Below are 15,140 nucleotides of genomic sequence, written 5' to 3' on the forward strand. Positions count from 1 at the left end.
ACTTACTTTTTGGCAATTTTACTTCGGATTCGACTCAAGGATTGACGTTCTATCCCCAAGAAGGATGATAAATGGGTGAGGCTTACCCGATTGAGTAGCTCGGGATGGTCCTTTACAAAATTAAGATAGCGCTCCTCCGCAGTTTCGAACAGAAAACTCTCCGTACGATCGGTCTGAATGGTGAGCACTTGCTCGGCAATGAGCCGGCCATATCTTTCATTGCTCTTAAATTGTTCGTAGCCTTGCTGAATATCTTTGTATGATAGTAAAATGATGGTGCAAGGTTCCAGGCATTCCATGTGATATTTGGAAGGTTTTTGGCGGATAAAGGCAGGGTAGTCGGTTGCGTATTCGTTTTCTTTTACAAATCCAGTGGTAATGGACTTTCCCTTATCGTTAATATAATATCTGCGAAGCAATCCCTTACTTACATAGCCCATGGTGGTCTGAACCTCTCCGCTTTCAAAGAAAAACTCTTTTTGGCCATACTCCTTGATGGATAATTGCGACTGGAGTAATTCCAGTTCTTCTGCCGTTAGATGTGAAAATTGTTGAAGGTAATTCTCCAGGTATTTTTGATGCTCTGGTTTCAATGGGCAATTGTTCTTGGTAGAAAAATACAATAAAAATTATGGAATTTAGCCAGCTGCCTACCGTCACTCTTGGTTTTTTGAAAAGTCTTGATGGAGCGGGGACGGATTTACAGATCTTTATTGTAAAGGTCGGGTGACAAGGTTCTGGTTTTCTCTCGACTCAGATATTTTCTAAGAACTCCGCCTTTTACGCTGTTCACTTCAAACTCGATGATAAACGCATCTTCATCAATCGTATCCACTATCCGATGTACCTTTTTGGAATCAATACGGTTGAGCACCGTTTGTATTACTTCCACGTTATTGATTTCACCCCGGCTCCCAAATCCACGTACGCCTCCGTAAATGGTCATCCCCAATCCCACTTGGTTCAAAAGCTCATCTTGAATTTCCTTTTGTTTGTGGCTCACGATCAATAAACCAATGTAATCCTCAAAGCCCTCAAAGACAAAATCGATTACTTTTCCCGTGATGATAAAGGTCAATATGGAATAAAGTGCAATTTCTATGGAGATAAGCCATGCCGTAATCGCAAAAAGCACGGTATTGAAGAGCAAGATGATGGTTCCGATGGGAATACCGAATTTGTCATGCAAGTAAATGCCCAATATTTCGGAGCCATCCAACACAGCACCATTTTTTATGGCCAATCCAATGCCCGCTCCTAGAGAAATGCCCCCAAAAATGGCAATAAGCAACTTTTCGTTCGTCACCGCTTCAAAATTTTCAAAATGGATAACGACGGCCAGCACCAAAACGGAAATTACGGATTTGATCATCACCCTTTTAGTCAAGGTAAGCCAGCCCAGAATAAAGAAAGGAATGGAAATGATCGGGAGAATATAGGAGATTTCGATGGGAACAAATTCACCCAATAAAATGGCGATACCGGTAACCCCACCGTCCAAAAAGCCGTTGGGAAGCAAAAAGGCTTTCAACCCGATACTGGCCAACAAAATAGCTAAAGCTATTTGTAGGTATTCAAATATGAGGCTACGGATTTTCTTCATTGGGCAACCATTTCTAGCTATGGTCAAGATACGACCTTAGTTTTATTTACTTCTAATTTTCTTCAAATTCGATTTAAGTGTCTTCAAGATTTTATATAACATGTACTGCATATTATTGATGTTTCGATAGCTCAAGGCCATCGAGAAGGGATAGGACGGTCAAAACAATACACAAAATGGCCAATAGCAGGTTTAGCCATCGAAGTAGCCGCGTAGCAATCCGATATTGACGTTCCGCATTACCTTCATGTATCTCAAAAGGGTAGTTGAAAATCCATGGATATTGGTTGAGTTTAAAGATCCCCAAGATAAGGGCACCAAGAATCACGGGGCCAGCCCAAAGCACATCTTTTGAGTCCATTCCGTTCCGATCTTTTGTGGGCCAATTAAAATGTATTGGAACCCTTTCCGGCAGTTGTGCATACCAAATGGCAAGAAGTAAGGCAGCACCAAGAAGGAGAAAAAAGGTCAAAAACTCAATGGACTTGTCCAAACGGTTTTTTTTAATATTGATTTTTGGACGGTTCATTGGTTCTTAGGTCAATATTTAAATATATGACGAAAGTCCAAATTTTAAAAGAATACCAAAAATCAACCAAACGTAACAAATCAGGGCGGCCCATTTCAATATATTTTCCAGAAGAGGACTTTTGGGCGCCATCTCTTTGTGGTGCTTCACCTTTTTGCCTTTCACAAATCCGAGGTAAACCAGAAGCCCCGTAACCAGTAGAAATGCAGAGTTGAGCCAAAAAGTGTAATTGATTTTAAAATGTTCCTTTTCTGTGATTTGCTCGCCAACATTCTCTGGGATTAGACCGAAAAAGTCAAAACCGTAATGCAGTAGGAGGGATGCGCCTATCAATGAAGTAAACAAGAGAAAGAGGATGAATAATGACATTTTCCAGCCATAATATTTCGCATTGATGCGAAGCACGGGAAAAACCACAAGATCACTAAAAATGAAGGCCATGACCCCGGCAAAACTGACTCCTTTTCCAAATAGAAGGGCAGCCAAGGGAATGTTGCCCATGGAGCCAATAAAAGTAAGGAAGGCCGCGACAGGTCCCACAACAACGTGTTGCAGCAAGGTGAGAAATGAAAATGCCTGCTCTCCGTTACTCGTGTTGATAAAAAGTGTTTGAAAAAACGAATCGGGAACAAAGGCGGAGACCATCCCGGCAATGGTGAAACCAACGGTAACATCCTTCCATACCATTTTCCATTCCATGGCATATTGTTTGCCTACCTTGGCCCAACTTTCCTGGGACCGAAGTTTTTCCGTTAAGGGCTTATCGGACATGGATGATGAACTGGATGCCTCCAAATGTTCCCTGGCCTTTTTGATGAGTTTTTTGGGGTTGATTAACCGAATGAGCAACCAACTGCAAAGAATCAACAATATTCCGCCGAGGTATTCGCCCACTACAAATTGCCATCCCAGAAAAATTGAGATGATGATGCCGAGCTCAATCACAAGGTTGGTGGAGGCCAACAAAAATGCGATGGAGGATATAAAACTTGCCCCTTTTTGAAACAACGACTTGGAAGTGGCCAAGGCCGAAAAACTACACGAACTACTTATAAAACCAAAGAACGTACCGAGCAGCACACTTTTTCCGCCAGCGTCTCCCATGGTTTGCTGCATACGTTTTTCTGTTAAAAATATCTGGATGAGTGAACTGATGGCGTACCCCAAAACGAAAGCCCATAAGGCCATCCAAAAAAAGCCAACAGTGGTGTATGCAGCATCGCCCCATTGTTGTAAAAATTGATTCATTATAGTTTTTTAGCTATTCCAAAGTCATCTTGAAAAACGGTGTAGGGCGGATTCAGGAAATGATCCCATGGAATAGGTGTTGTTTTGGACAAAAAATTACCTGAACCCGTATGGATAAGGTAGTGAATACCTGAGGAAAAGAAAAAGCAATAAGAAACTATCTGATATATATCGATATAAACCTGATTTGAGCCACATTCAAGGGTCAAGTCATTTTCTGCTGTGTTGCCCAGTTTTAAAACCGATAAAGACCAAGAAAACCGATAATGCCAATTGAACATAAATAAGTGCGGTTGCCAAAGTTTCAAAAAGCATGGATTGTGCTATGGAATGAATCCCTGTCAATAATGCTATAAACCCTATAATAGCTGCCATGCAAATAAGACTGGCAATTCTATTTTTGAAGGCACTACCAACAGTTCGCACCGAATACACGATCAAAAACAGGAAAACGCCCAGTAGTAATATCATATCCACATTTGGAAAAATGAGATAGGTATCGTGAATATTGATATCGGCCGTCCCACCTTCCACGAACCCCTGTTTTCCAAAAAGGAGGAAGTGTCCCAAGAGTACCAATGTTATGGTTCCTAGCAACCAAAATAGCTCTCTATGTTTATGGGGTGCATACGCGCTGCCTTTTGTCTTTTCCATACGGTTTTTGCCTACTTTCCTTTCAATTGCCTTAAAAAACGGTGTTCTTTTGCAATACTATTTATGATAATCAAAGCTACAATAACAAGCGAGACTATTCCAGAAATAAGAATATAATTATAAAACCCTACAGAAAATTCTTTTTTAAAATAGGGCAGCAGCAGGGTAAACCCGAAAATATACACGCCAAAACAAAGGGGTGTGATGATGTAATTTGCCCTCAATCTCATTCGATAATACGTTTTTAGGTATTTTTGATAGGCTACGTTGTCCAGGGCAATGAGCCGACTTTCTTTGCGGTACATACTTATAAACTCAATGATGACCCTAAAAGCGAGACTGGAAATCATCAATAAAAGGCCGAGCGTAAAATTATTCCAGTTACTGTTGGCGTATGTGATGGTAAAGCTTATCAAAATTATCAGGGTCACCGATAGCACTGCGATGGTGATGAATTGTCCGTTGCGTTGTTTTTTGGCCTTTTTAATGATGAAGTCAGGCTTATCGAGGGATAAGTCATTTTCTTGACTTTTCCATATTTGGGATAAATTATCGTTTTTCATTGGTGATACATTTTAAAAGTGAATTTCTAATTCTGCTCAATCGTGTTCGAAGTGCCCCATATGCAATTCCTTGTATTTCAGCAATTTCGGATTGAGGTACATCTTCCAGTTCCAGAAGGATGATGGCCTTGTTGTTTGGGGTAAGTTTATGGATGCATTGGTACATTTTCTTGATTTGCGTGTCCCGCTGTTCGGAATTCCCATCGGTTACATCATTTTCCAAAATGGCTTCGTTGATGGGAACGTGTTTCTTTGGTTTTCTCAAATCGCTTAAACAGGTATTTACGGCAATTCTATAAATCCAGGTGCTCAGGGACGAGTCGCCCTTAAAGGCATTTCGATGGTTCCACACCTTTATGAACGTTTGTTGTTGCCACTCCTTGGCCAAATCTTCGTCCCCCGATGCATACCCCAGGCATAGCCGATACACTTTAGGGGCATGCATCTCATATATTTGGGAAAATTGATTTGTTATATCCATTTAGTGGGCTGCTATTATGTTTTGGATTTGTTCCATGAACCATTCCGGCTGGTCAAACATTACAAAGTGCGCGGCATTTTCGGCGATGATCAAATCATATTGGGCTAAATTAGCGTATTGATTTTTGTAGGTTTGTGTCACCATTTCCTTGCCATAGGGTTTGTCGGCCGCGATGATGGTCACCGGAATGGAAATATTCTTGAGATCCTCCCTCATATCCAGCTTCAAATAATCCGTGTAGCCGTACACATAGGTTTTTCTATCGGATAATAGTATCCAGTCCTTAATCTTTTCTTGTGCTTCGGGGTGTAAGCTCATGCCTTGGGCCATCCCTTGGGCCATTTTTTCAAAATCAGCATCGGTCATGGACAGCAATTGGTTATTATACGGGCTTTCATAGGCTAGGTTTTCAGGGTCGAAGTTCGGTATCATCATCGCACCGGCTGCCGGCAATGCGTCTACCAATATGAGCTTTGCAATCTGGCTGTTTTCCCTACTGGCGAGCCAAGTTGCTATGGTCCCTCCCAAACTATGCCCGATAACGATCAAATCGTTGAGCTGGTTCTCTTGGATGTAGTTTTCGATGGATGCATTCACTTTTGGCAGCCAAGGGAATTCGATGGGACTTTTTCCTCCGAAGCCTGCGAGGGTAAGTACGTGGCATTCGTAGTTTTCCTCCAATTGATTGACGGTAGCCTCCCAACTATCGCCTGGAACGGTAAAACCGGGGATGAGCAAAATAGGTGCGCCACTACCGCTGACCTGCGCGTGAATGGGTTGGTGGGTCTGTTGTGCTTGGGTAGCACAGGAAAGTAAGATCGTAAAAAGAAGATAGATTTTTTTCATGATTTCTGTATTTAATTTGCGCTTTAGATGCAGAAATCAAAAAATGTTACATCTGGTAGTTTTCTAAAACTGATTCTTATAGCTATGAAAAGGCTATTGCCAATAAATGATACTGCTATCCATCATTCGGAAATCTTCCATCAGGATTTGAATTGCTCCCGTAAATGGGAGAAACTATCATCAATATTTTTAAACAGGTCTTCTTCTGGAATCAAATCGGGAATAATATCAATGGCTTTGAGCATGTCGCAAGGTTGCTCTTTGAGTCCAACAATAATAACTTCAATGTTTTTGGAACGAAGGTCAAAAATAATATCCTCCAAGGTGTATAGTCCAGATTGGTCAATGTAAGGTACCCGGTCCATTCTCAGGATAACGGATTCGATATCGTCCGGCAGTGCTTTTACCTGATCTTTCAGGTAGGATGTAAAACCAAAAAACAGCGGTCCGTACAAGTGTTTGATAACGATTTTGTCCTTATACTTTTCGTAGATTTCAATTTCATCCTGCCACGGTTTTTCATCTTCCAAATCTGACAATCGTTCCACTTGGAGACCTTTTTCTCCGATATCGCCGGACTTTTTCATGAACAACAGACAAGCCAAGGCGATACCTATGCCCACAGCATGAATCAAGCTTCCAAAGGTGGTTACGGTCAGTACCAAAAACAGTACAACGGCATCTGCTCTAGGAACTTTTAATAGGTGTTTTAAGCCCTTGAAGTCAACAATCTTAAAGCCAATGGGAATAAGCAAACCGGCTAATACACAAAGTGGTATATAGGCGGTCAACTTTCCAAGTCCCAGCAAAACGGTAAGCAGGAACAACCCATGAATAATGCCTGACAATCTTGTTTTTCCGCCTGCATTGATGTTGACAACGGTTCCTTTGGTGGCTCCTGCACCGGGTATCCCGCCGATTGCTGCGGCCAACATATTTCCAATACCTTGTCCGATGAGCTCTCGATTACTGTTATGTTTGGTTTTGGTCATATTATCAGCAATAACCGATGTCAACAAAGAATCAATACTTCCCAGAACGGCCAACACCAGACCGTATTCGATGATTTTAGGGAAGTAGCTTGGGTCTACACTTAAGATGCCCCCAAGTTGAAAGGCGGGTAGACCTGCCGGAATCTCACCAATCAGCGGCACATCCATTTTCATGAAATAGGCAACCAACGTAGCCCCAATCAAGGCGACCAAAGCACTTGGAATGGCCTTGGTTATTTTTGGGAACAGGAAATAAATGACAATCGTTATAGCGCCCAAGAGCAATGCAGATAGATTTGCTTCTTCAAAAAGGCGGGGCACATCTTGAATAACGGCCCAGGTGGATTTGGCCGAATCCAGCCCGACCAACGGAAATATCTGGAGAATTACAATGATAAGTCCCACACCACTCATAAAGCCTGATATTACAGGATAGGGGAAGTACTTTACATAACTGGCAATATTCAAAAAACCGAAAACCACTTGAAACAATCCGGCCAACAAAAAGGTCAGCAGGATGATATGCATTCCATTGTCCAAGGAACCGTTCATTTGAATACCGAAGGCGACCACTGCCGCCGATACCACCGTCATAGGGCCGGTAGGACCACTGGCCTGTGTTTCGGTACCGCCGAACAATGCGGCAAAAATACCTACGGCTATTGCACCGTACAGACCTGCCGTAGCGCCCATTCCCGATTGTACTCCAAACGCAAGGGCAAGCGGTAAAGCTACCACCCCAGCCACCAAGCCGCCCGTAAAATCCCCTTTTAGGTGCTTAAAATTGAAAAATGATTTCCCCATTCTATTTATTTGTATTGGTTAGTGACACAATCGTTGTAGACGTCTATGACGAAAAATACAATATTTAATCTGAACCCTATATGGCTTGTCCGTTTTAAATTTAACAAGAAGAGGGGAACTAATCCCTTGGTAGTAGTAATTGAAATGGGGTAAACACTTTATGGAAGCCTTAGCACTAGAATCATTAATAGGGTTACTCTGTTTTGAGGGACAACAGTATTTTTTCCCAGATATCTTTTTCTTCCGTTAAAAAATGACCTTTGCCCGAAATGAAGTTTTTTTGGGAGCGAGGAACATTATTGGCCAGTTTCCGTATAGGTTCTATGGGGGACAAGGTATCCTCGGTTCCGTGCCAAATTTCAACAGGGACATCGATTGCCTTTACATCAAAGCCCCAATCTGTACAGAATAGTTTAGCTTCATTAACGGTTTCTTTGACCCCTTTTTTAAATGCTTCCCCCATGTGGGTCAACATAAATTCGGCATTTTCCTTTTTCTCCATAATCTTTCTGTCAGAATCACAAAGGTGCTTTGTGTTTGACATGATTGCCGCCATATATTGGTCAGGTTTTTTGTTGATCAAGTATTTTTGTTGGTTGAGCATCAGTTTCAATAGCCATGGAAACCTTCGTGCTAGTATAAACACATTCCTGTTCTCGGCTGCCATGTTTTTGGGCGGCTTCCCATTTTTAAATGATTGACATCTGTTATCCATCTAAAAGCGTTATTGTTTTGGTATTCCCCTATTTTGGTACAAATCGCTTACATATAAATGAATCGGGTCGTATTCCCTAGCTTTCCGGCTTTCGCATAAACGCCTATCTTTGCAGTCTTGGAATTTCACCAGAAAAGTTTTTACAAACCGATTAACAGACATACCATGCAAGACGGAATCTATGCAAAGTTCAATACCACCAAAGGTGACATATTGGTAAAACTTACCCACGACAAAACCCCAGGTACCGTGGGGAATTTTGTGGCCTTGGCCGAAGGGAATATGGAAAACAGCGTAAAACCACAGGGAAAACCCTATTACGATGGCTTAACATTCCATCGGGTAATCGCCGATTTTATGATCCAGGGCGGATGTCCCACCGGAACAGGGACCGGAGACCCTGGCTATAAATTTGATGATGAGTTCCACCCCGATTTAGTACACGATACCCCTGGAGTGCTCTCCATGGCCAATGCTGGGCCGGGAACCAATGGTAGCCAGTTTTTTATCACCCATGTGGCCACTCCTTGGTTGGACAATAAGCATACCGTATTTGGGCATGTACAGGAAGGTCAAGATGTTGTGGATGCCATTGCACAGGGCGACCGCATAGAAACCTTGGAAATCGTTAGGGTAGGGGATGAAGCCAAAAAATGGAACGCCATCGAAGCGTTTAGAAGTTTTGAAGGTGCCCGTGAAAAACGAATTGCGGAGCAGAAGGCGAGGGCAGAAGCCGAAATGGAAAAATTGGCTGCCGGTTTTGAGAAGACCAATAGCGGATTGCGGTACAAAATCATCCAAAAAGGCAATGGAACCCAAGCGCAAAAGGGCAAAACGGTATCCGTACATTACGAAGGCGCATTGGTCAATGGTCAGGTTTTCGATTCTTCCTACAAAAGAAAGCAGCCTATTGACTTTGTATTGGGCATTGGACAGGTAATTCCTGGTTGGGACGAAGGAATCTCACTTTTGAAAGTGGGCGATAAGGCCCGTTTTGTGATCCCATCACACTTGGCCTACGGAAGCACAGGTGCCGGAGGGGTGATACCACCCAACGCAACATTGATTTTTGATGTGGAGTTGATGAACGTGAAATAAGACAATCCCACGCAGTTAAAAAAACAGAAAGCCTTCAGCAATGAAGGCTTTTTTTATTTGGCCCGGTTAACGCTCAAAAACAATAAGCAGGCGTTAAGGGCGAGTAAGGTAACAAGAATGCTTAAAAAAGTGGTCATGGTCGTTACGTGTTTATTGCTTAACAATCCAACGATAAAAAACCCTACCTATTGCCCTTACGTTATTTAAAATTATTTTTTGGAACCGTTAACGCTCCAAACCAATAGCATGGCATTAACGATCAATAAAAACGAAAGTACTCCAAAAAAGGTGTTCATTTATACGGTTTTAATGGTTATGGGGAAACAGTGTTCACTTCGTAGATAAACAAAAATCGAAAGGGTTGCGTAGCGAGTAAAAAAAATTGACCAAAAAAAAGCCCGGGCAATTGCCCGGGCTCATCTAGAAAAAAAGTATATATCGTCTATTCCGCAACTTGTACGTTAACGGCGTTCAATCCTTTTTTACCTTGTTGTAGCTCGAATTCTACAACGTCACCTTCCCTGATTTCGTCAATAAGACCAGAAATGTGTACGAAGTGATCTGTGTTTGAACCATCTTCAGTGATAAATCCGTAACCTTTAGAATCATTGAAGAATTTTACTGTTCCTTTACTCATAATATAAATTAAAAAAATTAAATTGAGTCCAAAGGTACGTTTAATTTATTGGGAATCAGTTTTTTTCTTCAAAATAAATTGATTATGCAGTCGGATCGGGGGTCAAACGCAGGTACGGTTTGATTTCTTCCACTCCTTTGGTAAAGATGCCTTTCGCCTCTTCGGTAGGAATGGCAGGGCTTACCACCACTTTTTCACCATTTTTCCAGTTTGCTGGCGTGGCCACTTTGTGGTTGGCCGTTAATTGTAGCGAATCGATGACCCGCAACAGTTCGTAAAAATTACGTCCCGTTGAGGCGGGATAGGTAAGGGTAAGCTTTATTTTTTTGTTGGGGTCGATGATAAACACGGAACGGACGGTAAGCGTATCATCGGCATTGGGGTGGATCATATCGTAGAGGTCGGACACCTTACGTTCCACATCTGCCACAATCGGAAAATTCACCTCGGTTCCCTGTGTTTCGTTGATATCCTTGATCCATTCTACGTGAGATGCAGCACCATCCACACTGAGGGCCATCATCTTTACGTTTCGTTTGTCAAACTCGTCTTTAAACTTGGCCGCTGTGCCCAACTCTGTAGTGCACACCGGGGTAAAATCCGCAGGGTGGGAAAATAGGATTCCCCAGCTATCGCCAAGGTACTCGTAAAAGTTCAATGTGCCTTCCGAAGTCACTGCTGTAAAGTCGGGAGCAGTATCTCCCAATCGTAAAGTCGCCATATATGTTCTGATTTTTAGGTTTGAAAATTAATACCCTACAAAATTACTAGATTATTTGGTTTAATATGGGAAAATCAGTTAAAAGTGTATTAAAAATACAGCCGGTCGGATGGATGGCTAATCCTTAAAACTTGTTACTTTTAGCTTATGGAAAAAGATACATTGGAACAACTACGGTACCCCATCGGAAAGTTTGAACTCCCCGAAGAAATCAGTGAAAAGGATATGGATGCTTGGATCATGGTATTGGAGCAACTACCGGAGCGTTTATCCCGAACGGTAAGCCCATTGACCGATGCGCAATTGGATACGCCTTACCGGCCCGAAGGCTGGACCGTACGCCAATTGGTGCACCACATTTCCGACAGCCATCACAACAGTTACATTCGCTTCAAATGGGCACTTACCGAAGATACGCCCACCATAAAACCCTATAATGAAAAGGCATGGGCCGAACTTTTTGATACACGTACGGCACCTATACAGCTATCGTTGGACCATTTACGTGCGGTCCATGCGAAACTGGTCTATTTGTTGAAAGGGCTTTCCGAAGCGCAATTGCAGCGAAGTTTTGTCCACCCCGATGGCAACCAGAAAACGACCCTTAAAGAAAATATAGCGCGTTACGCCTGGCACAGCAACCATCATTACGCGCACATCGAAAATTTGTTGAAACGCGAAGGATGGTAGTTTAAAGGTCCTTGGTCAAAATCCACATGGCTTTCTCGCTCGGTAGGACGTGAGGCAAGGTTACTTCGCTCTCCCGTTTGATGTTGAAACCGTTTTTTTGGTAAAAAAGAACAGGTTTTCCTTTTTGCATCGCATCCAGCCATATGGTTTTCTTGTTGAGTTCCCGAGCTTTTTCTTCCACAAAACCAAGCACCGCTTTACCGATACCCTTGCCTGCATATTCCTTCAACAAATATATTTTTTCGGCCTTAAGGGTGTCGTGGTCGGATAGTTCGTCAATGCCGCAATCCTTTACCAATTTTAAGATGCCGACCGTATTATTTTCCCATTGAACCAAAAAGTGGAGCGCATTTGGGTTTTTTAGTTCCGGCTGTACAACTTCCTTGGTGAGCCCATGGGAAATATACGGGTTAGGGTCATTGTTTTCCCATAAATGCAGATAGTGTTGGCAGTAGGAGCGCACCCCGACCGTCAAATAGATATCCAAATTCGATTCCGTTACCGGTTCCAAGACCAAAGTAGTGTTGGGTAAAGTAGTTTCCATCAAAAAAAAAAGAGGTTAATTGGCCTTCCATTTTATGTTGCACCCAAGACTTGGTTTTTGGTCGGTGCTGATTTCCTTTCCTTGCAAAACGGCCTCCATGGCATTTTTGAGATCTGTACCGGTAAGCGGAATCCCGTTTCCTGGCCTTGAATCATCCAGTTGGCCACGGTACACCAATTCCATCTGAACATCAAACAGATAAAAATCTGGGGTGCAGGCTGCATCGTAGGCTTTGGCCACATCTTGGGTCTCATCGTACAGATACGGAAAGGTGTAACCTTCCTCTTTGGCCTTTTCCTTCATTAAATGCGGCGCATCCTGGGGGTAGTTTTCCACATCATTGCTCGATATGGCCACAAAGTTTATGCCTTTGGCCTGGTAATCCTTGGCCAGCTTTACGATCATAGGGTTAACGTGGATCACAAAAGGGCAGTGGTTACAAATAAACATCACAACGGTGCCTTTTTCTCCCGTAAGCTCTTGTAAAACCATGGTGTTGTCCGAAACCGTATCCAAAAGTTCAAAATCTGGTGCCTTGGTGCCCAAGGGAAGCATATTACTCGGTGTCCTCGCCATTTTTATACTTTTTTAAGGTTGTCATCTTCCAAAGGATAAAAATAAAAAACGGCCTGCAAAAATACAGGCCGCTTTATTTTTTTAAAGAAGTGCTATTAGATATCATCAAAGCTCACATCGGTAAAGCTATTGTCCGATGCAGTTCCGTTCTCACTAAAGCTGTCTTCTTCCTTTTTAAAGTCTTTTTGATGGCGCTCAGAAATCACTTCACTGCCTTTTTCGTCGATGATATAGTCCATCATTTCTTCCATAATTTCCCGGAAGGCGCTAAAATCTTCTTTGTACAGATAAATTTTATGCTTTTTGTAATGGAAAGACCCGTCATCGTGGGTAAATTTTTTGCTTTCGGTGATAGTGAGGTAATAATCTCCGGCCTTGGTGCTCCTTACGTCAAAAAAGTAGGTTCTTCTTCCTGCTCTTAAGACTTTCGAATAAATCTCTTCCTGATCCATTGTATCTTTCTGGCCCATATGGTATAGTGTATTTGGTGCTAATGATGAATTATGTCACCAAAAATGTAAAAAAAAAGCTAATTCAGCAACTTTTTTATGATTCTTTACCCGAAAGCTGATTGATGTAGAGCTCCTTGTAATACCCATCGGTATTGTTCAATTCTTCGTGGGTACCTTCTTGGATGATTTTTCCTTCCTCCAGCACAATGATCTTATCCGCATTCTTGGCCGAAGAGACCCTATGGCTCACAATCAAGGTGGTCTTGCTTTCGGATAATTGTTTTAGATTGTTCAAAATCTCTTCCTCTGTTTCTGTGTCCACTGCGGAAAGGCAATCGTCGAACAAGTAGATTTTGGGATCTTTTAATAGTGCCCTTGCAATGGAAACCCGCTGCTTTTGGCCACCACTAAGGGTGATTCCCCTTTCGCCAAGAATAGTGTTGTATTTTTTGGCGAAGCCTTCGATATTTTTATGAACTACGGCTTTTTTGGCTACTTCCACAATCTCTTCATGGGTGGCGTTTTCATCGCCAAAACGAATATTGTTCTCTATGGTATCGGAAAACAAAAAGGCATCTTGTGGTACCGCGCCTATGGAGCTTCTAAGACTGTCCAAATTCAACTGTTGCACGGGAACGCCATCTATCAACACTTCTCCCGATGTGGTATCGTACAAACGCGCCACTAAATCCAAAATGGTCGATTTCCCCGATCCGGTCTTCCCCAATATCGCTACGGTTTGTCCTGCTTCCACTTTAAAAGATACGTCTTTCAGCGCGGTGATATTGGTATCTTCGTAGGTAAAGGTTACATGCTTAAATTCAATGTTTCCTTCAATGGGCGTTGGTTCTTTTACCTGATTCTGTATGGAAGGTTCCTCCTTTAAGAATTCATTGATTCGTTTTTGGGAGGCTTCCGCTCGTTGTACGATGGAAGTTAACCACCCCACCACGGCAACGGGCCAGGTGAGCATGTTTACGTACAGGATAAATTCGGCAATGATTCCTATGGTCTCAATCTCTCCGTTGATGTACTGTCGCCCCCCGATATAGATAACGAATACGTTGCTGATACCAATCAATAGGAGCATCAAAGGGAAAAACCAGGCATTCACCTTGGCTAGGGACATACTGGTATCCTTGCCCTCTTGTGCCAACGTCCGCAGTTCGGCGTTTATCCTAGGTTCAATACTGTATGCCTTGATGACTGAAATCCCGGAAAACGATTCCTGTGTAAAGGTGGACAGTGTGGATAAAAACTCCTGCACTTCGGTACTTCTTTTATGGATGATTTTACTGATCTGATAAATCAAAACCGATAAAACGGGAAGTGGGAGCAAGGTGTAGGCCGCCAATGTAGGGGCTTTAATGAACATCAAGGGCACCAAACAAACGAACAACGTCAAGGTCTGTATGCCGTACATAATGGCCGGGCCGCCGTACAAACGTACCTGGTTGATGTCCTCACTGATTCGGTTCATCAAATCACCGATCCTATTCTTTTTATAAAAATTGAGGCTCAATAACTGATAATGGTCGAAAACCTCATTTTTTAGATCATACTCAATGTAGCGGGATACATTGATGATGGTCTGCCGCATCAAAAAAGTGAAGAGTCCCGATAACAAGGCCGCCCCGATGATGATCAAAATATATTGGAGCAGCAATCCTTTGGCGTCGGAAAGGGTGATCACATCAGACATAAAATCCTCGACTGCCTGTATGGATTTGTTCACATACGATGGCATCACCAAGGAAAAAACACGGGCGATTATGGTAATCAATATGCCCAAAAGCAGTTTGAGCCAATATTTTTTGAAGTATTTATTTAGGTGTTTCAGTTCCTTCATAAAAGGGGAAAAAGGTGGTTTTTGCTGAGATATATGCCGACAATCCCGCAAATATATACCATACCAAACAAAGTAAACGTTATAAAACTGATAAGAAAGCAAGTTTGGTAGGTAAGAATCAAATATAAGATTACTTTT

At 42.5% G+C, this 15,140-nt stretch carries 18 protein-coding genes; 2 read left to right on the top strand and 16 right to left on the bottom strand.

Translation table 11 applies throughout. The annotated features are described in order from the left end of the window. Positions 1 to 2: 2 nt before the first annotated feature. The 10 genes from ABNE31_RS10685 to ABNE31_RS10730 all read right to left on the bottom strand — a co-directional run bounded on the left by ABNE31_RS10685 (position 3) and on the right by ABNE31_RS10730 (position 8,435). Positions 3 to 593: a Crp/Fnr family transcriptional regulator gene (locus tag ABNE31_RS10685; protein ID WP_349351114.1), complete on the bottom strand. Its 591-nt coding sequence runs from the start codon at positions 591 to 593 to the stop codon at positions 3 to 5. Between the two features lie 107 nt (positions 594 to 700). Continuing rightward, entirely contained in the window at positions 701 to 1,603 is a 903-nt protein-coding gene (locus ABNE31_RS10690; RefSeq protein WP_349351115.1) for a YitT family protein, read from the bottom strand. Positions 1,604 to 1,715: 112 nt separating this feature from the next. After that, positions 1,716 to 2,132 (bottom strand): hypothetical protein, encoded by a 417-nt coding sequence (locus tag ABNE31_RS10695; protein ID WP_349351116.1) that lies wholly within the window; start codon positions 2,130 to 2,132, stop codon positions 1,716 to 1,718. A gap of 18 nt (positions 2,133 to 2,150) precedes the next feature. After that, complete coding sequence (locus tag ABNE31_RS10700) at positions 2,151 to 3,380, bottom strand: permease (RefSeq protein ID WP_349351117.1); 1,230 nt, start codon at positions 3,378 to 3,380, stop codon at positions 2,151 to 2,153. 210 nt (positions 3,381 to 3,590) lie between these two features. Continuing rightward, positions 3,591 to 4,034: a hypothetical protein gene (locus ABNE31_RS10705; protein WP_349351118.1), complete on the bottom strand. Its 444-nt coding sequence runs from the start codon at positions 4,032 to 4,034 to the stop codon at positions 3,591 to 3,593. An 11-nt stretch (positions 4,035 to 4,045) separates the two neighbouring features. Next, positions 4,046 to 4,597, bottom strand: a complete 552-nt coding sequence (locus ABNE31_RS10710) for a hypothetical protein (RefSeq protein ID WP_349351119.1) — start codon at positions 4,595 to 4,597, stop codon at positions 4,046 to 4,048. Continuing rightward, the gene (locus ABNE31_RS10715) at positions 4,584 to 5,078 is read right to left on the bottom strand and encodes an RNA polymerase sigma factor (protein ID WP_349351120.1); all 495 of its coding nucleotides are present in this window, start codon (positions 5,076 to 5,078) and stop codon (positions 4,584 to 4,586) included. Before ABNE31_RS10715 ends, ABNE31_RS10710 begins: the two co-directional genes overlap by 14 nt. Continuing rightward, positions 5,079 to 5,924, bottom strand: coding sequence for an alpha/beta hydrolase (locus ABNE31_RS10720; protein ID WP_349351121.1), 846 nt, complete (start codon positions 5,922 to 5,924; stop codon positions 5,079 to 5,081). A 140-nt stretch (positions 5,925 to 6,064) separates the two neighbouring features. Further along, a complete protein-coding gene (locus ABNE31_RS10725; protein WP_349351122.1) occupies positions 6,065 to 7,720 on the bottom strand; it encodes a SulP family inorganic anion transporter in 1,656 nt (551 codons plus the stop codon). A gap of 193 nt (positions 7,721 to 7,913) precedes the next feature. Beyond that, positions 7,914 to 8,435 carry a hypothetical protein gene (locus ABNE31_RS10730; RefSeq protein ID WP_349351123.1) on the bottom strand — a complete coding sequence of 174 codons (522 nt, stop codon included), beginning with the start codon at positions 8,433 to 8,435 and terminating at the stop codon, positions 7,914 to 7,916. Positions 8,436 to 8,600: 165 nt separating this feature from the next. Between ABNE31_RS10730 and ABNE31_RS10735 the strand changes: the two genes are divergently transcribed. Continuing rightward, on the top strand, positions 8,601 to 9,533 hold the full coding sequence (locus tag ABNE31_RS10735; protein ID WP_179385577.1) for a peptidylprolyl isomerase: 933 nt from the start codon (positions 8,601 to 8,603) through the stop codon (positions 9,531 to 9,533). Positions 9,534 to 9,975: 442 nt separating this feature from the next. Here the strand turns inward: ABNE31_RS10735 and ABNE31_RS10740 are convergent, their stop codons facing one another. Both ABNE31_RS10740 and ABNE31_RS10745 read right to left on the bottom strand, forming a co-directional pair. After that, a complete protein-coding gene (locus tag ABNE31_RS10740; protein ID WP_127142008.1) occupies positions 9,976 to 10,170 on the bottom strand; it encodes a cold-shock protein in 195 nt (64 codons plus the stop codon). Positions 10,171 to 10,252: 82 nt separating this feature from the next. Continuing rightward, positions 10,253 to 10,891: a peroxiredoxin gene (locus ABNE31_RS10745; RefSeq protein ID WP_293289422.1), complete on the bottom strand. Its 639-nt coding sequence runs from the start codon at positions 10,889 to 10,891 to the stop codon at positions 10,253 to 10,255. Positions 10,892 to 11,038: 147 nt separating this feature from the next. Between ABNE31_RS10745 and ABNE31_RS10750 the strand changes: the two genes are divergently transcribed. Next, entirely contained in the window at positions 11,039 to 11,581 is a 543-nt protein-coding gene (locus ABNE31_RS10750) for a YfiT family bacillithiol transferase (protein WP_349351124.1), read from the top strand. A 1-nt stretch (position 11,582) separates the two neighbouring features. Here ABNE31_RS10750 and ABNE31_RS10755 read toward each other — a convergent pair whose 3' ends face one another. The 4 genes from ABNE31_RS10755 to ABNE31_RS10770 form a co-directional block, all read right to left on the bottom strand. Next, positions 11,583 to 12,125 (bottom strand): GNAT family N-acetyltransferase, encoded by a 543-nt coding sequence (locus ABNE31_RS10755; protein ID WP_349351125.1) that lies wholly within the window; start codon positions 12,123 to 12,125, stop codon positions 11,583 to 11,585. Positions 12,126 to 12,140: 15 nt separating this feature from the next. Next, entirely contained in the window at positions 12,141 to 12,701 is a 561-nt protein-coding gene (locus tag ABNE31_RS10760) for a thioredoxin family protein (RefSeq protein ID WP_349351126.1), read from the bottom strand. A gap of 95 nt (positions 12,702 to 12,796) precedes the next feature. Beyond that, the gene (locus tag ABNE31_RS10765; RefSeq protein WP_293284940.1) at positions 12,797 to 13,171 is read right to left on the bottom strand and encodes a PUR family DNA/RNA-binding protein; all 375 of its coding nucleotides are present in this window, start codon (positions 13,169 to 13,171) and stop codon (positions 12,797 to 12,799) included. Between the two features lie 76 nt (positions 13,172 to 13,247). Beyond that, a complete protein-coding gene (locus tag ABNE31_RS10770; protein ID WP_293289412.1) occupies positions 13,248 to 15,002 on the bottom strand; it encodes an ABC transporter ATP-binding protein in 1,755 nt (584 codons plus the stop codon). Between the last annotated feature and the right edge of the window lie 138 nt (positions 15,003 to 15,140).

This window comes from Flagellimonas sp. MMG031 (assembly GCF_040112705.1).
GTDB lineage: Bacteria > Bacteroidota > Bacteroidia > Flavobacteriales > Flavobacteriaceae > Flagellimonas.